Origin of the sequence: Parasulfitobacter algicola (genome assembly GCF_013315265.1) — a bacterium.
In the GTDB taxonomy this organism is placed as follows: Bacteria; Pseudomonadota; Alphaproteobacteria; order Rhodobacterales; family Rhodobacteraceae; genus Parasulfitobacter; species Parasulfitobacter algicola.
Window position 1 is genome coordinate 130,009 of record NZ_JABUFE010000009.1, and the last position, 18,532, is coordinate 148,540.

Genomic DNA, 18,532 nt, shown 5'->3' on the forward strand with positions numbered 1-18,532 from the left:
CGAAAAGGAAAGAGGCTGATGACGAAATGCTGCTTGGAAACAAATTTACATTACGAACAAAAATTCTCTAGGCAGCAGATTGGCCCTGTAAAACAATATTTTCAGCTGCAATCATGTCACCTTGAACGGACGCAACAACGACACCATTCATTATGATGTCCGTTGCGTCATCTTCATAGATGCTTTCGGAAAATGTGATGGATGGGTTCAATATAGCCTGATCATCATAGACAATAGTGACGCTGTCTTCTGATGCATCAAAGTCTCCGATGACCGGGACATCTTCCTGATCATCGTGTGTGGTCACAACAAAGCTGTCGGCACCTTGACCGCCATTCAATTGATCGTCGCCTTCGGCAGTAAGTGTGTCATCACCAAGGCCACCGATCAGCGTATCTGAACCGCTGCCGCCGGTAATTGAGTCGTTACCTTCACCACCAAGCAATAAATCATCGCCCGTGTTACCTGTTAGAGTATCGTCGCCCAAAGATCCTGCGATTGTATCATTACCAGAACCACCTATAACAACGTCATTGCCGGAACCTCCGTGAAGCTCATCTGCGCCGTCGGCACCCCAGATCATGTCATTACCGGTGTTTCCCGAAACAAAATCATCACCATCACCACCGTGAATCAAATCATCGCCTTCATATCCGAACAGTGTATCATTGCCACCATTTCCAGTCATGGCATCGTCTTCATCGCTTCCATAAAGCAGGTTATCTGTGTCATCGCCAGATATCTCGGCAGCATCGTCTGAGACTTCTTTTTCGAAAATAAAGTCTTCTATAGATGTGGTTTCGCTGGTTGCATCACCGGTATCTGGCGTTTCTTCATCAGAATTGGGCGCTTCATCTTCAGCTTGATCATCAGACATTAATACGACCGAAGCCGCAGTACCTGCAGCTAAAATGCTGAAAAGCCCGATAATTCCAAACATGTTTGCCTCACTGATACCAATGCCGTTTGATAACGACAGGCAACAATAAGACAACTTATATGTGTACAGTTGGTTAACAGCACAGCGCTTGCAGGAACTTAAAACACGCGTTTTTGAACAATCACGCCGGATTGTTCCAGATTTCCGGTTGCTGTGTGTAAGAAATGTAAAGTGGATGTTTAGGGTGACCGTCTTTGGTTAATCCCAAATGGAAAACTGGTCGACCTGTTTTTTGCAATAACGCCGCAACAGATTGCCCCCGTTTTAGATGATCCCCATGGGTACCCCACGCCGCGATGATCTGGTCAGCCCAAAAGCAACTATCCGCAATTGATTTATCGTTTTCAGGGCCAATCGGATCACACGCCGCCTTCATGTTTTTCGGTATCGTGTCACGCCACGCAAAAATATTTGTTACACGGAACGCGCCAAAGCCAAGTGCCCTTGCGCGCCGTTCGCATCGTTCAACTGTGGGGTCATTTTGCACTTCGGTCGCGGTTGATGGATTTAGCATTATGAACAATACCTTACGGCCTGCCGCATCCCATCTTCGTGTCAGAAGATAGCGATAAGCTTCGCAATCAGAATAGACAGCAACCGAAGCGGCGTCGCCTTTCAAATGTTCTCGTATAATCATGGGTAACACTTGCAGGAAGGGATCTTGATTGGCAAGCAAACGCTATTCGACAGCGCGGATTAATTTGCGTTCCAACACGCGCAAAACACCCTTTAGATCGTGCCCTCGTTTCAATATTTGCCCGTCCATTCCAATGACCGCATACATACCTTGCTTCATACGCAGTTTCGGGCGTTTTTCGATCCGGTAAAGTGGGTGTTCAGCTGTGCGCCGGAAAACCGAAAAAATTGCAACATCCCGAAAGGATGAAATCCCGTAATCGCGCCATTCACCTGCGGCAACCATACGGCCGTACACAGAAAGAATGACATTCAGTTCAATCCGGTGAAAATGGGTTTGATCCTGAAAAGGTGTCGTATCTTGCACGTTCATATGTCTACATTTGCGCTAAATTCGACGCAAATCAAGACATGCCTTATTTCAGACCTGAAAACGACCGGGGTTTTCCGCACCCAGACCGCAGCCATGCCAACATTTAAGGTTAATCATTGTTTCATTAGGCCGAACAATAAAGCGATGCAGTTGGTTTGATCCCACGTTCCAACTACAACCGTTCTGTTGCTGGCAAGGAGAGTGACCTTGGCCCCCGTTTTTCGCGGGGGTCCTTTTTTGTCGCTATCCGCAGCTAAGACGTTGCACTTTACCAGCGTTATTCACATGAATATTCATGCGCTGCGGCATGTATTCCTGGCTGACGATGCTGCCTGGTCGGATCATACGAACAGGTTGCAAAATAAGCGTTTTTTCAAGCTCGTCTGTGGTTTGTCCAACCAGATAAGCAAATTCGTCCCCTTTGCAGCTTTTTAGATCTGCGCTGGCGTCAGGCTCAGCGATCGGAGTGCACGCCACAAGGGGCAAAATGAGTAATAATCGTTTCATGTTATCGGTTGTGACGTCTTTCCCAATTATGTGCAAGCCAGAGACAATTGGGTTGTTGAGTTCCTGCTAACTTTCGCTCAGGGTATGAAAAACATGGGAGGATTATTGATGCGAACACGCGCCGCTGTCGCCGTTGCTGCTGGAAAACCACTTGAAGTAATGGACGTTAATCTGGCTGGCCCCAAAGCTGGCGAAGTGTTGGTCGAAATCAAAGCCACCGGTATTTGTCATACAGATGAATTTACGCTGTCGGGTGCCGATCCCGAAGGTTTGTTTCCGGCAATTCTTGGCCACGAAGGTGCGGGTGTCGTGCTGGAGGTAGGCAAAGATGTCACCAGTCTGAAACCAGGCGATCACGTCATCCCGCTTTACACTCCGGAATGTCGGGAGTGCGAATATTGCCTGAATCCGAAAACCAATCTTTGTCAGTCGATCCGCAACACGCAAGGCCAAGGGCTTATGCCGGATGGCACGTCACGCTTTAGCACATTGGATGGTGATCCAATTTTGCACTATATGGGCTGTTCGACCTTTGCCAATCACACAGTGGTTCCGGAAATTGCATTGGCCAAAGTGCGCAAAGACGCCCCATTTGACAAAATCTGCTATATTGGTTGTGGCGTTACAACAGGGATCGGTGCCGTGATCAATACGGCCAAGGTTGAAATCGGCAGCCGTGCCATTGTGTTTGGTCTGGGTGGTATTGGGCTGAACGTGATCCAAGGGTTGCGGCTTGCTGGTGCAGATCAGATCGTCGGCGTGGATATCAACGCAAGTAAGGTCGACATGGCCAAACGGTTTGGGATGACAGATTTTGTGAACCCAACAGAGGTTGAGGACGATCTGGTTCCCTTTCTGGTGGATCTGACGAAAGGTGGTGCAGATTACACATTTGATGCAACTGGTAATGTTGACGTCATGCGTACTGCTTTGGAAGCCAGTCATAAAGGTTGGGGCGAAAGCATTATTATCGGCGTTGCACCTGCAGGGGCAGAAATTGCAACCCGGCCCTTTCAGCTGGTCACAGGTCGCAGTTGGCGGGGTACAGCCTTTGGTGGCGCCCGCGGGCGGACAGATGTGCCAAAAATCGTGGATTGGTACATGGATGGTAAGATCGAGATTGACCCGATGATCACACATACCATGGGCCTGGATGACATTAACAAAGGCTTTGACCTGATGCATGCGGGTGAATCTATCCGGTCAGTCGTGGTGTATTGACGCGATGTCGGATTATTATCAGTTCCATCTGCGTTTCGATGTCAGAAGTGATGCGCCAACGACTTTGCATAAGGCACTCGTACTGCGGTCAGAGGGCGGCTTTCCCAAACGCGAAGATGTTTCTGATCTGCCTGGTACAGTGCAGGATTATCTTTGCAACGGTGGCGTACCGGGGGATGGAATTTATCTATATGAACATCACGGGCCAAAGATGAAATATCGTGATGGTGCCATGCGTGAGGTTCCACTTGAACCTCAAGAGGCCAGCCATAGCTTACGCATGGCGCAAACTTTTCATGACGACGAATACTGGAATGGCGGGATGTATTATGTGCATTGGCTATATCAGTTTGCCGCAAATGACGGGCCGATTGGCACGATGCAACAAATCAACGGTAACGAACCACCGGCGATACTGACAAAAGCCAGTGACCGGATTATCGAGACAAGGATGGCCTATAATCCCGCACGGTTCTGGCCAATGGATGGACAGGCAGAACCAGATCCAGAACAGCCCATGCTGATCGAACGTCAAAACAGTTTTTCATTGTCAGAAATGATGGAAAATATTGCAGCGTTTGCAGATGGGCCGTGTTTTGACTAACTTTAAAACGTGCACCTGTCATGTAGGTGTCTTTGCTCGAAATATACAAAGAAAATCAGTCAGATAACTGTCGGGTCACTAGGAATTCCCATTTCAAACCGTTCCCCTAAAGGAAGATAAAGCCATGATGGAACTACTGGAAGACACACAGAAAAAAGATAGCAAAGAAAGCGGTGGACGTATTGATACCCTGTTTTTCAAAAGTCGAAATGTGATCATTGCAGGTGAGATCGACGATAAGGTCGCTCAACGCGCGGTGACACATCTGCTGGCTTTAGCTGAAGATAGCGACGCGCCGATTAATCTATTCATCAGTTCGCCCGGCGGGCATGTTGAATCCGGTGATATGGTGCATGATATCATCAAGTTCATCAAACCGCAGGTTCGCGCAATCGGCAGTGGCTGGGTCGCCAGCGCCGGTGCCTTGATTTTTGTCGGGGCGGACCGTGAAAACCGATATTGTCTGCCCAACACCCGCTTTTTGCTGCACCAACCCAGTGGCGGCATCCGCGGTAAGGCCACGGATATGCAGATACAGGCCGAACAAATTCTGAAAATGCGGGAACGGTTTGACAAGCTGTTTGCACAAGCCACAGGTCAAACTCCTGAAAGGATTGCACAGGATACAGCGCGTGATTTTTGGTTGAATACCACCGAAGCTATGGAATACGGCCTGTTGGGTTCTGTCATTTCATCAATGGATCAACTTACCTAAAGTTCGAACGATACCCATACAATCTGCACATCGCCGTAGGAGGCCCTTTGCTGACCCCGTTCCACCTTGCCTTTAATGTGAATGATCTGAATGAAACACGGGCTTTCTATGGCGACATTCTTGGATGCAGCGAAGGTCGGTCAACCGAAACCTGGGTGGATTATTCGTTCTTTGGGCATCAGATTTCATTGCATCTTGGGGAACCATTCAAGACCGCAGCCACGGGCCATGTTGGCGATCATATGGTACCCATGCCGCATCTTGGTGTCGTGCTGAAATATGACCAATGGAAAGATGCAGCCGATCGGCTGGAAAGGGCAAATGTCGATTTTATAATAAAGCCTAGTGTGCGGTTTGCGGGCGAGCCAGGCGAACAATGGACGATGTTTTTCCGTGACCCCAGTGGAAACCCAATCGAAATCAAAGGATTTCGCAATATAGAAGCTGTGTTTGCGTCTTAGGGCGTATAGCCGCCATATATCAGGTCGCGTATCGCGCCATGAACATGTCAACAGCACCATCAATAACACGTTTTACTTCGGCGTCAGTAAAATCAGCTTCCAATTCGAACAAACGACGCGGGAACAAGTCGGCCTTGCAAAGCTCTAAGAACTGTTCGGCAGCCAAGTCAAAATCTTCGATCTTGAAATCGCCACGACTCTGCGCAGCTTTGAAATAGGTGACCAAAGCGGCACGCGCGCGTCTGGGGCCGCTTTCAATGAATTCAGTACCCAGATTGGGAAACCGTTCCCCTTCTGCGACTGTGATACGGTACATCCGCTGGCCGAAGTCTGATAAAAGAAAATACATGATTTTTTCAGCCGCATAAGACAAAACCTCGCGCGGGTTATTGCTAAAATCCAGCTCGCTTAATGCAGCATCTGCCTGACGGCAGCATTCTGTCTTTGCGACCTCCATAAATAACAGGCGCTTGTCTGGAAAATAGCTGTAAAGCGTCGCCTTAGACACACCGGCTGTCTTTGCGATGTCATCCACGCTGGCCCCTTCAAATCCATCCGCCATAAAAACCTTGCGGGCGCCTTCCAATACTTGATCGAATTTGCGGCCCTTACGGATGTCAGGCGTGGGTGCGTTCATTACAACTCCTTCAATACAGGGGATGACTATAGACCATGGAATTCCGTTTGGGCAAGAAAAAGGGCGGGCCTAAGCCCACCCAGTTGGTCCATCACAGACAGGGATTACTTTTTCGTGCAAATATCCGATTTGACCGTCGTTGCATCGACACAGCCTTTTAGTACGTCAGGCTGCGGCGCAGGATATGTCAAAGTTGGGAATGATACGGAAAACCCACCAGCTGCAGCTGGCAATGCAACAAGAGTCACGGCAGTTGTAAGTGCGACTAATAGAGGTCTCATTTTGTGCGTCCTTTTAATCTGAACTGTTTAGTTCACTTACCTATCTAAACTATTTAGTTTAGTTTGCAATGGAAAAGTGAACCGAATAGTTCATTTTTTTTGATTGAAGTAAATGTAAGTTCTACTATTTTAGAACCATTCTAAAATGAGGCGCAGATGATACCGGGGTTTTTATATCGTAAGCGATTTGCGGATCTAAGCGAACAAGACATCATCGCATTGGCGATTTCGTCTGAGGAAGATGATGCGCGAATTTATCGAACATATGCGCAGCAATTGCGGGATGGTTATCCTGCCTCGGCGTCAATTTTCGATGGAATGGCTATTGAAGAAGATGACCATCGCCGACGTTTGATCGAATTGCATCAGATGCGTTTTGGCGATGTTATACCGCTAATCCGACGCGAACATGTATCTGGGTTTTATGCGCGTCGTCCTGTTTGGTTGGTTGAAAACCTAGGGATTGAACGGATCAGGGACGAAGCCGAACAGATGGAGCGTGACGCCCGGCAGTTTTATGAAACAGCCGCAAAGCACAGTAAAGATGCGGCAACACGAAAGCTGTTGGGTGATCTGGCCGCAGCCGAGGCAGGCCATGAAGAAAAGGCTGATGCTTTGGCGCAGACACATCTCAATGATACCGCAAAGGATGCCGAGGCCCGCACAGCCCATCGTGAATTTGTACTGACATGGGTACAACCCGGATTGGCCGGGTTAATGGATGGATCCGTGTCGACGCTGGCCCCGATCTTTGCGGTGGCCTTTGCCACACAGGATACCTGGACAACGTTTTTGGTGGGGCTTGCCGCATCGGTTGGCGCAGGCATTTCAATGGGCTTCACCGAAGCCGCATCAGATGACGGTGCCATATCAGGGCGTGGGTCCCCTTGGAAACGTGGTTTTGCATCAGGTATCATGACCACAATTGGTGGGTTGGGCCACGCCCTGCCCTATCTGATAACCGATTTTTGGACCGCCACAGTTATCGCGATTATCGTCGTATTTATCGAACTTTGGGCCATCGCATGGATTCAAAATAAATATATGGAAACGCCATTTTTCCGTGCCGCCCTTCAGGTTGTGCTGGGCGGCGCGCTGGTTCTGGCGGCAGGTGTGCTGATCGGAAGTGGCTAGGATAGTTTTAAATTTCCAAAGCGTTGCCAGGTAAAGCCACGCCACACGTGCGGTGTTGGTGTATGTTGTTTTCTTTCAAAAACAAACAATATTTATATCTAAACAGTCGAAGAAAAGCACATCACAGCCTGTGATCGTGTGCTGAGAAGGCAGAGACTGACAAATGATGAAAATAGCTCACTTCTTTTACACCGCGGACGTCAAGATATTCTTCGCAAACACGATAAAATCGCACCGTCTTATCTGACCCTCGCGTCCGTTATGCACAAGTGGGCCTGTATTTTAAAACCATTGCAGGGTATCGGATGGTTTAAGAATAAATAAAACAATCCAAGATTTTTGACTGCACAATCAGAATTCTTGTCCCGAACCCAATAACAGAACAAAATATTCAAGTTTTATCTTTCACATAGCCTAAGTATAGAGCCATTGGATAAGGCTTAGGAACATCATGACGCGCAAAATAATCTTGCCATTACTGTTCGGACTTGCCGGCACCGCCGTACTGTTATGGTTGGGGGTCTGGCAGGTACAGCGCATGGAATGGAAACAGGATATTCTTGCCCAAATTGACAACCGGATCGGGGGAACCCCGGTCGCTTTGCCAATGGCACCAAACCCAGAAACAGATACATATTTGCCCGTCGAAGTAACGGGTAGCAACACAGGCAAAGAACTGCATGTTCTGGTTTCGACCAAAAGTGCGGGCGCTGGCTATCGTATTATCTCGGCTTTTGAAACCACCGATGGGCGACGGATCATGGTGGATCGCGGGTTTGTTCCAACCTCTGAAAAAAACGCCGCGCGCTCGACCAATAACATAAAGATACAAGGCAATCTGCATTGGCCGGATGAGATTGACAGTTATACGCCCGAACCTGACATCAGCGGCAACATCTGGTTCGCACGTGACGTGCCAACCATGGCAGATGCCCTAAACACCGAACCCGTACTTGTCATCGCGCGCACAACGTCGGCAACGACCCCTGCCGTGACGCCTTTGCCCATAGACAGCGCGGGCATTCCCAACGATCACTTTGAATACGCCGTCACCTGGTTTTTGCTGGCAGCGGTCTGGGTGGGGATGACAGGGGTGCTGCTGTGGCGTATCAGACGCGGAACCGAATAAAGGCTAGGACATGAAGTATATCTCAACCCGCGGCAAGGCGCCGGTTTTGACATTTGAACAGGCGATGCTGACGGGACTGGCGCGCGATGGTGGCCTTTATGTGCCTGAGACTATTCCGCAAATGTCCCATGCGGATATCGCGGCGCTGGCTGGTGTTACCTATGAAGAGGCCGCCTTTCGCGTCATGCGCCCTTTTATCGGGGATACATTCACCGATACGGAATTTGCCGGCCTGATCGCCAAGGCCTATGCCGGGTTCGGCCACGATGCCCGCGCGCCTTTGGTGCAGATGGGGCCGAACCATTTCCTGCTAGAGCTTTTCCATGGCCCCACGCTGGCCTTCAAGGATTTCGCCATGCAGCTGATCGGCCAGATGTTCGAATTTTCGCTGAAGCGGAACGGTCAGCGGGTGACCATCGTTGGCGCGACCAGCGGCGATACAGGCTCGGCTGCGATTGAGGCATTTCGGGGGTTGGATGCCGTTGATGTCTTTATCCTTTTCCCCCATGGTCGTGTCAGCGAAGTGCAGCGCCGCCAGATGACGACACCGATTGAGGATAACGTGCACGCCCTGGCCTTGGAGGGTGATTTCGACCACTGCCAAGCTGCTGTGAAAGATATGTTCAACGATTTCGACTTCCGTGACGGCGTTCGGCTGGCGGGGGTCAATTCGATCAACTGGGCGCGGGTGCTGGCGCAGGTGGTCTATTATTTCACCTCAGCCGTCAGCCTGGGCGCGCCGCATCGACCTGTCAGCTTCACCGTGCCCACGGGAAATTTCGGCGATATATTCGCAGGCTATATCGCCAAACGCATGGGGCTGCCGATTGAAAAACTGGTCGTCGCCACGAACCAGAACGACATCCTGCACCGCGCGCTGGAAACGGGCGGGTATATTACCCAAGGCGTCACGCCCTCGATCAGCCCATCGATGGATATTCAGGTTAGCTCAAATTTTGAACGCGCGCTGTTTGATGTCTATGATCGCGATGGATCTGCCGTGGCACAGCAGATGGATCAGTTGAAAACCCAAGGCGGCTTCAAGATCAGTCAGGGCGCGCTGGAACGGCTGCGGGATATCTTTGCTTCGGGCCGTGCGTCCGAGGATGAAACCAGCGCCACGATCAAGGGTGCTTTCGCCCATACGGGTGAAATTCTGTGCCCGCATTCGGCCGTCGGCGTAAAGGTTGCGGAAGACCATATATCGGACCAGACGCCGATGATCACACTGGGCACAGCACACCCTGCAAAATTCCCTGACGCAGTGGAAGATGCAATTGGGCAAAGACCAGGGCTTCCCACACGCATGCATGATCTCTATGAACGCGCGGAACGGATGACTCAGGTTGCGAATGATCTGGGCACGATTCAGGATCTTATAAAGGAGCGCATAAAAGCGTGAGCGTTCAATTACAAACACTGTCTAATGGGTTTCGTATTGTCACCGAACGGATGGACGGATTGAAATCCGCGTCTATTGGGGTCTGGGTTCTGGCGGGCGGCCGTCACGAACGAGTCGAACAAAACGGCATCGCCCATTTTCTGGAACATATGGCGTTCAAGGGCACCAAGCGCCGGTCGTCCTTGCAGATTGCCGAGGCGATCGAAGATGTTGGTGGCTATATCAACGCCTACACCAGCCGCGAGATGACAGCCTATTATGCGCGTGTTTTAGAAAATGATGTCCCCCTTGCATTGGACGTAATTGCAGACATCGTTCTGAACCCGGTTTTTGATCCCGCCGAGATCGAGATTGAGCGTGGCGTGATCCTGCAGGAAATCGGCCAGACGCTGGATACACCCGACGATATTGTCTTTGATTGGCTGCAAGAGGTCGCGTATCCTGATCAACCCATCGGCCGGTCAATCCTTGGTGCGACTGAACGTGTCAGCGCCTTTAGTCGTGATGATTTGGCTGGCTTTGTGGGTGAACATTATGGCCCCGCGCAGATGGTTCTGTCCGCCGCAGGCGCCGTTGATCATGACAAACTGGTGGCCGAAGCCGAAAAATTGTTCGGGCATTTGAGTCCGGTGCACGGGCATCTGGAACAGGTAGCAACCTTCCATGGTGGGGAACGTCGTGAGGTTAAGGCGCTTGAACAAGTGCATTTTGCGCTTGCCATTGAGGGTCCGAATTACCGCGATCCGGCGATCTATACAGCGCAGATATTTTCAACCGCGATGGGCGGTGGCATGTCTTCGCGGCTGTTTCAGGAAGTGCGCGAAAAACGTGGGCTATGCTATTCCATATTTGCTCAGGCTGGTGCTTATGCCGATACTGGATTGACTACGATCTATGCTGGTACAAGCGCTGATCAGATCGGTGAATTGGCCACAATCACTATGGATGAGTTGAAACGCGCCGCTGATGACATGTCGCCCGAAGAAGTCGCACGCGCACGTGCGCAGATGAAAGCCGGTTTGCTTATGGGCCTTGAAAGCCCGTCGAACCGGGCTGAACGTCTGGCGCGATTATTGGCCATCTGGGATCGCATCCCTGATCTGGAAGAAACCGTGGCGATGATTGATGCAGTGACAACAGGTGATGTGAAAGATTTCGCCGCCCAAACGGCAACTGGTGCTGGAACAGCAATGGCGCTTTATGGCCCGGTATCGGCCGCGCCAACACTGGAGGCTCTTCGCGAAAGGCTTGCCGCATAATGCTGCTGAGCAAGCGGAAGATCAGGCTTGAGACCGAGCGGATGTCGTTGCGTCCGCCCACTCATGCCGATTTCCGTTATTGGAGCAGCCTGCGCAGCCAAAGTGAAACCTTTCTAAAGCAGTGGGAACCAACATGGGCAGATGACCATCTGACCCGCAAGGCATTCACCAATCGGGTGTATTGGGCAAATCGATCCATTTCGAACGGGTCTGCTGTGCCACTTTTTTTGATCCGGCGCGAAGATGGCACGCTGATTGGCGCAATCACACTGGATAATATCCGCCGTGGTCCGTCGCAGGCGGGCACATTAGGATATTGGATTGGTGCCGCCCATGCCCGCAAAGGATATATGCGCGAAGCGATTCAAGCAGTGGTTCATTATGCATTCCAGCAGCTTGATCTAAGCCGTGTGGAAGCCGCTTGCTTGCCAGAAAACGTAGCCTCGCGCGGGGTGCTTGAAAAATCAGGCTTTAAATATGAAGGCGTTGCGCAAAGCTATTTGCAGATAAACGGACGTTGGCGCAATCATGTGCTTTATGCCAATTTGCGCAATGATCGCCGCGGGAAGACCGAAGTGGGATGACACCGCGCATAACTGATCTATGTTTGGGATCAGAGGTGACATATGATCAGATTGATTACACTTGCATTCATGGGGCTTGCTACCGCAGCCGCAGCCCAGGAACGCCATCCCAGTAACTGCATCCTTTTGGCAGAAAACACCCCGGGAATACGTTATATTTATCAAGCTAGTTTTCAAGATCCTGTCGCAGATGACACTGTGCGACTACAGTATATCGCGCATGCCACTTTTCTTTTGCAGACCGACGCTGGCGTGTCTGTTGCAACTGATTTTACAGGCTTTCTGGGTGCCACAGACTTTATTCCCGATATCGTGACCATGAACCGTGCCCACAGCAGCCATTGGACGGCCAATCCTGATCCTGCAATTCCGAATGTTTTGCGCGGATGGAGCGACCGATACGGTATAGCCATTGATCACTATCTTGAATTGGAAGGTCTGGTCGTCAGGAATGTGCCGACCGATATTAGATCCCGTTTTGGGGATGGGGCGGAAGCCAATGGCAATTCGATCTTTGTGTTCGAAGTTGCGGGCCTATGCATCGGTCATCTTGGTCATCTGCACCACGAACCAAGTAATGCACAATATGCAGCCCTTGGCCGGTTGGATGTGGTAATGGCTGCAGTGGATGGCGGGTTGACTGTGGATCATCCCACCATGGTCAGAATTTTAAAGCGGTTACGATCATCTATTGTTGTTCCAATGCATTGGTTTGGTCCATCTAATTTGGAAACGTTTCTGGCAGGAATGCAAGATGACTTTATCATTGAACGCATAGACGGTGCCGCGATTGAGATTTCTTTGCAAAACCTGCCAAGCCGGCCAACGATAATGGTTTTACAGCCAGACTATTTACGCGATGATGAATGACAATCACGCAGTGTAAAGAATGGTGAAATGCTGAACCCAATTACGCCTGAAATAGAGGCTGAGTTTCGACGCGCACTGCCGCTTAAAACTTTCCCAGAATTGCAGGATGCATATCTGCAAGAACCTCGTGGGCGATACAAGGCAGGCGATGCACTTTTAATTGCGCCCTCGACAACGGCCGAGGTTGCGCAGGTCGTCAAGCTGGCTGACACACATGCAATCGGAATTGTGCCCTATGGCGGTGGAACCGGGTTGGTAGGTGGTCAGATTGCTGAAAATGCACCGCGTCATATCATTCTATCGATGGAACGTATGACAGCCATTACACAGGTTTTTCCTCAGGAAAATGTGCTTATTGCACAGGCCGGTGCCATTTTGCATAACATCCATCAGTCCGCCGACGCCGTTGACCGGTTGTTTCCACTTTCGCTGGCTTCAGAAGGATCCGCACGTATTGGCGGATGCCTTGCGACCAATGCAGGCGGCGTGAATGTGTTGCGTTATGGCAATGCCCGCGATCTGTGTTTGGGGCTTGAAGTCGTATGGCCCAACGGCACGATCTGGAATGGGCTATCACGGTTGCGCAAGGATAATACTGGTTATGATCTGCGCCACCTTATGATCGGCTCAGAAGGTACGTTAGGCATCATAACAGCCGCTAGCTTGCGTTTGTTTGCTAAGCCTGCCCGCGCTGGCACGGCGCTTTTCGTTGTTGAGGGCCCTTCAGCAGCGTTAAACCTAATGGCCATGGCACGCGATCACATGGGAGAGGCCATATCAGCATTTGAGCTTATCCATAGGCAAGGGTTGGACTTCATCGCTGAAACCTTGCCAGATATTCGTTTGCCTTTTCCTGAACCGCCTGAATGGGTGGTTTTGATCGATGTGGGTTTACCCAAGGCCCTCGATCCTGCAGATACTCTGCTTCAGCTTTTTGAGGATGCGCAGAAGCTGGGACTTGTTCATGATGGCCTTATCGCCCAATCAGAACAACAGCGGGCTGAATTCTGGTCAATCCGCGAACATATCCCCGAAGCAAACCGGCGAATTGGATCGGTGTCATCACATGATATATCGGTTCCATTAGGCTGTATTGCCGAATTTATTGATCGCGGGCGTGACGTGATCAGATCCATTGGTGATTTTAGGATCAATTGTTTTGGGCATTTGGGGGACGGCAATCTGCATTATAATGTTTTTCCAATGCCCGGAAAATCACGCGCAGATCACCAACACCAGCGCGATCAGATTAAAAGCGCTGTTCATGATCTGACACATAAGATGGGTGGGTCGGTCAGCGCCGAACATGGTGTCGGGCGTTTAAAAGTGGGCGATCTTGAACGTTTTTCTGATCCCGCCAAATTACAAACAATGCGTGCGATAAAGGCGGCGATTGATCCAAAGGGGATCATGAACCCTGGAGCCGTTTTGCGGGATATAGAATTGAGACAGACAAACCTTAGGAAAGATCTTGATGCCCTGTGAGAGGACGATTTTCTTAGAATTCGGCATTTACAGCCATAATAAAAATATGCTGGTCACATGACCCATAAAATTCGGAATTTTGGTGAAGTCTTATGGCAAGAAATCGAACAGAAAAAGCTTGGTGATATAGGTGGCTTAGAAACTGTTGATTGCGCCACGGATCGCTTGACTGTTAAAATTTATCACCGAAAGAAAATTGATCACTAAAATTCTTAAGGATCATTGCCTGCAAGACGCTGTATCGATGTCATATGAATAAAGTTTGGAAGAAAGCAGAGGGCACACCAACCCAAGATTGATGTGCCCATCCAAAAATGCCAGACGACCCGGCGTACTAGACAGCGATACCATACCCATGCTGCCCAAACTCGTTACTTGTACCAAACATCTCGTTGCTTCTTTAATGAGCAGTATGAAGATGTTTTGTTAATCTTCCGTGAATTTATAAACTGCACAATTTTGTGTCATACCCCATATAGGGTATAGTACGGTACTAGAGGTATTTTTCCAAAATTCCTAACACGTCTTTCCACTTTTTGAAAAAGATCAGATCACCCGCATCAGAATAGGTAGTGAATGTAGCCCAAGGATAGTCCTCACGGAATTCATCAATCGTTTCCTTCGGCAACATTGGGCTTTGTAAGCCATTTATAAAGTGAACAGGAACCGACTGTGACACAATATTAATTGATTGCGCCCAATCATGTGACGCCTTAATAATTGCTTCCGATGCAAACGCATTATGGGCAGAAAAATCATTTGAAATCGCATACTTAGTCCCTTCAACAAGAGCCTCGAAATTTTGAGGATTTTCATATGTTTCAATGTCTGCCGGTGCATTTCCGTATATCGCTTTCATCAAACTACGCTTGCCAATACGGCGCGCCATATAAAAAATTGCCTTTGCCATAAAGGGCATCAGATGCGGTGCATACTTAGCATTTCCCATGATAAAGCGATGCCATTTATGCATGCGTTCGTATTGATCGGCCTTGGTTAATGGCAACATTCCACCACACGCAATAACCGCAGAAAACTGATCAAGTTGACGTGAGGTCAGGTCAAAAGCGAGAAATGAGTCATCCAACATTGATAGAATTACACATTTTTTGACGCTTTCTTCCGTCAAAATGGCGATAAAATCCTTACTGATCTCCTCAATTATTGCATACGTATTCACTGTATACGAATCAGAAGGACCAAATCCGCCGCGTAATGGCACGATAACCCTGATGCGATTCTGCTCTGCATATTGCTCTGCAACTCTGGGCCAACGTGTCAGCGCCACATCAGATGGCAGATATAGACACGGCCTGCCATTTGGATCGCCAAATGTCATATAATGGACAACACGCCCATCTTCGCGCTGAATACTTTTCAAAGGCAATGGAACCAGATTGGTATTCACGGTCTCAGAACCAGACATCACGGGACTATAGCCACCAGAGGCACCAACGACATCCATCAAGGTCAAAGCAATGCGAACTAATTCCGCCTGTGAATGAGTTTCCGTTTTAGATAAAATCGACTTCACCTGCGCACGGATTGTTTCTGTCGCTCTACCGCGATCTTCGGCAATCTGTCGCAGGCTTTTGCATTCAACAATCGCGCGCAGAACCTCGGCCTCTGCAGTCGACAGACCGAAAGCCGCTTTCAGGCTATCGGAAAATCCACTGGGCCAACCGACCTCAGACGTGATGATCGCTGCAAATGGCGCTTTGGGGTCAGAGGCATAGACCCTGATCTGAAAAACGATGAAGCGATCTCTGGACGTGGATTGAAATCGAAACATGCGCGTGGGCGATTGTTTGGCGCGCAAAGTTTTGCGCAACTCTTCGGACAGAATATCAATATCGGCCGCATGTAATGGCAAAGTTTCAAGACTATACCCCGGAGCAAGCCCAAGAGTTTCCGCAGCAGAGTCATTAAGCCCAACGATTTTAAGTGTGGGATCGATTGTAAAAGCCGCTAATTTTTCAAACTGCGATAGAACCAGATCGTGTGGATTTTGTTGAACGGCATCAAGACGATCCAAGAAAATTTCGGCGCGTTTAAAGTGCATTTCAACTGCGCGGTCATCGAATGACGCATTATGCACGTCTTCGCCATCGCGAAACGGGCCGACAAAATTTTCCCAACTGTCCATAAGAAATTCAAGACGCGCCGGGTCAACGGCCACATCATAGATCTGGTCAATAATCTGTGTCTCAACAATACTCGTTACGGGGCTGTCTGCTGACATGTGCGCTCCGCTGCATAATTCAGGTCTTGTCGCCATGTGAATACATACAATGACGTTGGACATTGAACTATAGGTCAGCAACGGCAAAATGAAAGTCATTCCTTTATAGAAGGGCTTTCTTGTATCGTTTTCTAACGATATAGGGGCCAGCATGACCAGCAACCCACCTAATCTTCGCCCTGACCAAGCCCCAAGGGCACGCATCAGTGATGCCATACGCGCGGGCCAGCCCACACTGGGTATGGTATCGCTTGGCTGCCCCAAGGCTTTGGTCGACAGCGAACGTATTCTGACACGGCTTCGCGCCGAAGGATATGCGATCAGTCCTGACTATGCCGGTGCAGATGCCGTCATTGTGAATACCTGCGGTTTTCTTGATAGCGCCAAAGCTGAAAGTCTAGATGCCATTGGCGAAGCATTGGCTGAAAATGGGCGCGTCATCGTAACAGGATGTTTGGGGGCCGAGCCTGATTATATCACGGGTGCACACCCCAAGGTTCTTGCCGTGACTGGCCCACATCAATACGAACAGGTGCTTGATGCCGTCCACGCGGCCGTACCACCTGACCCAGACCCCTTTGTTGATTTATTGCCTGCGACAGGCGTCAGCCTGACCCCGCGCCATTACAGCTATCTGAAGATATCCGAAGGCTGTAATCACAAATGCAAGTTCTGCATCATTCCTGATATGCGCGGCAAACTGGTTTCTCGGCCAGCCCATGCCGTGATACGTGAGGCTGAAAAGCTGGTTGAGGCCGGCGTGAAAGAGCTGTTGGTAATATCACAGGACACAAGCGCATATGGCGTGGATATCAAACATGCCCAAGATCGCGACCACCGCGCCCATATTACCGATCTGGCGCGTGACTTAGGTCACTTAGGCGCATGGGTACGTCTGCACTATGTTTATCCCTATCCCCATGTGCGTGATTTGATCCCGTTGATGGCAGATGGTCTTGTGCTGCCTTATCTGGATATTCCGTTCCAACACGCACACCCTGATGTGTTGCGCCGTATGGCAAGGCCTGCCGCCGCCGCTAAAACAGTGGATGAAATTGCGGCCTGGCGTCAGATTTGTCCTGAAATTACCCTACGCAGCACATTCATCGTGGGATATCCGGGTGAAACGGAACAAGAGTTCCAGACACTTTTAGATTGGCTAGACGATGCGCAGCTGGATCGAGTGGGCTGTTTTCAATATGAAAATGTCGCTGGCGCGCGGTCAAATACTTTGCCCGACCATGTGCCCGACGAGGTTAAGCAAGACCGGTGGGATCGGTTTATGCAAAAGGCCCAAGCGATATCAGCTGCGAAGCTTGAGGCGAAAATTGGCCGACGTATACAGGTGATTGTAGACGAGGTTGATGGCGAAGCCGCCACATGTCGAACAAAATCCGACGCCCCCGAGATTGACGGAAACCTATTTATCGACGAAGGGTTCGACACCCTGAAGCCAGGCGATCTTGTGATGGTCGAGGTGGATGAGGCGTCAGACTACGATTTATGGGGAAGACGAATTGAAGGTTAGATACGGTAAGTTTGATGACATTCCGACTTTGGTTGATCTGAATGCGCAAACTTTTGAAGAGCATCGCGAACGCAACCCGGAAGACTTTCCTGAAACACCGGAAGGGACTTTTTGGTTTCGCGTTCTGAAAACGCAATTTCCAAAACGTTGGGGACTTTTCAGAAAGAAAGAAGCGGAAAACATACTGGTCTGCACATCTGACGATGAAAAGATCCTTGGCTATCTGCTTTATGAAGAAGGTTATATAGAACGCGCCAAAGATGAAACGCGGTATTACAGGGTCATTGATATCTCAATCTTTGAAGAACATCGGGGAAACGGCATCGGTCGCACCTTGGTCAATAAATTTCACAATGAAGTATCGAAAACCGAATACAGCTATATTCAAGCAGAAGTATGGGCAGGTAATGACGCAAGCGAAAACCTGTTTGCATCACTTGATTACCGGCCAAGTTATACAGCCGTCAGATTAAACAAGCCAAAAGAAGACAATGATGTCTTTGTACTGACCCCAGAAACGTGAT

21 protein-coding genes are annotated in these 18,532 nt (G+C 49.7%); 14 read left to right on the top strand and 7 right to left on the bottom strand.

What is annotated here, in order from left to right:
- Positions 1–67: 67 nt before the first annotated feature.
- The 4 genes from HRQ87_RS14610 to HRQ87_RS14625 all read right to left on the bottom strand — a co-directional run bounded on the left by HRQ87_RS14610 (position 68) and on the right by HRQ87_RS14625 (position 2,456).
- Positions 68–940, bottom strand: a complete 873-nt coding sequence (locus tag HRQ87_RS14610; protein WP_174139180.1) for a calcium-binding protein — start codon at positions 938–940, stop codon at positions 68–70.
- Positions 941–1,061: 121 nt separating this feature from the next.
- On the bottom strand, positions 1,062–1,577 hold the full coding sequence (locus tag HRQ87_RS14615; RefSeq protein ID WP_174139181.1) for a DUF1643 domain-containing protein: 516 nt from the start codon (positions 1,575–1,577) through the stop codon (positions 1,062–1,064).
- Between the two features lie 42 nt (positions 1,578–1,619).
- The gene (locus HRQ87_RS14620) at positions 1,620–1,949 is read right to left on the bottom strand and encodes a DUF2794 domain-containing protein (protein WP_174139182.1); all 330 of its coding nucleotides are present in this window, start codon (positions 1,947–1,949) and stop codon (positions 1,620–1,622) included.
- 243 nt (positions 1,950–2,192) lie between these two features.
- A complete protein-coding gene (locus tag HRQ87_RS14625) occupies positions 2,193–2,456 on the bottom strand; it encodes an I78 family peptidase inhibitor (protein WP_174139183.1) in 264 nt (87 codons plus the stop codon).
- A gap of 108 nt (positions 2,457–2,564) precedes the next feature.
- Here HRQ87_RS14625 and HRQ87_RS14630 point away from each other — a divergent pair, with 108 nt between their 5' ends.
- The 4 genes from HRQ87_RS14630 (at position 2,565) to HRQ87_RS14645 (ending at position 5,457) form a co-directional block, all read left to right on the top strand.
- Complete coding sequence (locus HRQ87_RS14630; protein WP_174139184.1) at positions 2,565–3,677, top strand: S-(hydroxymethyl)glutathione dehydrogenase/class III alcohol dehydrogenase; 1,113 nt, start codon at positions 2,565–2,567, stop codon at positions 3,675–3,677.
- A gap of 4 nt (positions 3,678–3,681) precedes the next feature.
- The gene (locus tag HRQ87_RS14635) at positions 3,682–4,281 is read left to right on the top strand and encodes a hypothetical protein (RefSeq protein WP_174139185.1); all 600 of its coding nucleotides are present in this window, start codon (positions 3,682–3,684) and stop codon (positions 4,279–4,281) included.
- 124 nt (positions 4,282–4,405) lie between these two features.
- Positions 4,406–4,996: an ATP-dependent Clp protease proteolytic subunit gene (locus HRQ87_RS14640; protein ID WP_174139186.1), complete on the top strand. Its 591-nt coding sequence runs from the start codon at positions 4,406–4,408 to the stop codon at positions 4,994–4,996.
- Positions 4,997–5,043: 47 nt separating this feature from the next.
- A complete protein-coding gene (locus tag HRQ87_RS14645; RefSeq protein WP_174139187.1) occupies positions 5,044–5,457 on the top strand; it encodes a VOC family protein in 414 nt (137 codons plus the stop codon).
- A 19-nt stretch (positions 5,458–5,476) separates the two neighbouring features.
- On the opposite strand, the gene HRQ87_RS14650 is transcribed toward HRQ87_RS14645, so the two are convergent.
- Together HRQ87_RS14650 and HRQ87_RS14655 are read right to left on the bottom strand one after the other, a co-directional pair.
- Positions 5,477–6,094 (bottom strand): TetR/AcrR family transcriptional regulator, encoded by a 618-nt coding sequence (locus HRQ87_RS14650; RefSeq protein ID WP_174139188.1) that lies wholly within the window; start codon positions 6,092–6,094, stop codon positions 5,477–5,479.
- 104 nt (positions 6,095–6,198) lie between these two features.
- Complete coding sequence (locus HRQ87_RS14655; protein ID WP_174139189.1) at positions 6,199–6,375, bottom strand: hypothetical protein; 177 nt, start codon at positions 6,373–6,375, stop codon at positions 6,199–6,201.
- A gap of 156 nt (positions 6,376–6,531) precedes the next feature.
- Between HRQ87_RS14655 and mbfA the strand changes: the two genes are divergently transcribed.
- The 8 genes from mbfA to HRQ87_RS14695 all read left to right on the top strand — a co-directional run bounded on the left by mbfA (position 6,532) and on the right by HRQ87_RS14695 (position 14,445).
- Positions 6,532–7,509 (top strand): iron exporter MbfA, encoded by a 978-nt coding sequence (gene mbfA, locus HRQ87_RS14660; protein ID WP_174139190.1) that lies wholly within the window; start codon positions 6,532–6,534, stop codon positions 7,507–7,509.
- Positions 7,510–7,960: 451 nt separating this feature from the next.
- Complete coding sequence (locus tag HRQ87_RS14665; RefSeq protein WP_174139191.1) at positions 7,961–8,638, top strand: SURF1 family protein; 678 nt, start codon at positions 7,961–7,963, stop codon at positions 8,636–8,638.
- Between the two features lie 10 nt (positions 8,639–8,648).
- Positions 8,649–10,040, top strand: coding sequence for a threonine synthase (thrC, locus tag HRQ87_RS14670; protein ID WP_174139192.1), 1,392 nt, complete (start codon positions 8,649–8,651; stop codon positions 10,038–10,040).
- A complete protein-coding gene (locus tag HRQ87_RS14675; protein WP_174139193.1) occupies positions 10,037–11,299 on the top strand; it encodes an insulinase family protein in 1,263 nt (420 codons plus the stop codon). The genes thrC and HRQ87_RS14675 overlap by 4 nt, the downstream gene beginning before the upstream one ends.
- Positions 11,299–11,883 (top strand): GNAT family N-acetyltransferase, encoded by a 585-nt coding sequence (locus HRQ87_RS14680; RefSeq protein WP_174139194.1) that lies wholly within the window; start codon positions 11,299–11,301, stop codon positions 11,881–11,883. The genes HRQ87_RS14675 and HRQ87_RS14680 overlap by 1 nt, the downstream gene beginning before the upstream one ends.
- A 42-nt stretch (positions 11,884–11,925) precedes the next feature.
- On the top strand, positions 11,926–12,753 hold the full coding sequence (locus HRQ87_RS14685; protein ID WP_174139195.1) for an MBL fold metallo-hydrolase: 828 nt from the start codon (positions 11,926–11,928) through the stop codon (positions 12,751–12,753).
- Positions 12,754–12,780: 27 nt separating this feature from the next.
- Positions 12,781–14,238, top strand: a complete 1,458-nt coding sequence (locus HRQ87_RS14690) for an FAD-binding oxidoreductase (protein ID WP_174139196.1) — start codon at positions 12,781–12,783, stop codon at positions 14,236–14,238.
- A 57-nt stretch (positions 14,239–14,295) separates the two neighbouring features.
- Entirely contained in the window at positions 14,296–14,445 is a 150-nt protein-coding gene (locus HRQ87_RS14695) for a hypothetical protein (RefSeq protein WP_174139197.1), read from the top strand.
- Between the two features lie 286 nt (positions 14,446–14,731).
- Here HRQ87_RS14695 and HRQ87_RS14700 read toward each other — a convergent pair whose 3' ends face one another.
- Positions 14,732–16,480: a bifunctional helix-turn-helix transcriptional regulator/alpha/beta hydrolase gene (locus tag HRQ87_RS14700; protein ID WP_174139198.1), complete on the bottom strand. Its 1,749-nt coding sequence runs from the start codon at positions 16,478–16,480 to the stop codon at positions 14,732–14,734.
- Between the two features lie 151 nt (positions 16,481–16,631).
- On the opposite strand from HRQ87_RS14700, the gene rimO reads away from it, so the two are divergent.
- The gene (gene rimO / locus HRQ87_RS14705; protein WP_174139199.1) at positions 16,632–18,008 is read left to right on the top strand and encodes a 30S ribosomal protein S12 methylthiotransferase RimO; all 1,377 of its coding nucleotides are present in this window, start codon (positions 16,632–16,634) and stop codon (positions 18,006–18,008) included.
- The gene (locus tag HRQ87_RS14710; protein WP_174139200.1) at positions 17,998–18,531 is read left to right on the top strand and encodes a GNAT family N-acetyltransferase; all 534 of its coding nucleotides are present in this window, start codon (positions 17,998–18,000) and stop codon (positions 18,529–18,531) included. Before rimO ends, HRQ87_RS14710 begins: the two co-directional genes overlap by 11 nt.
- Position 18,532: the final 1 nt, after the last annotated feature.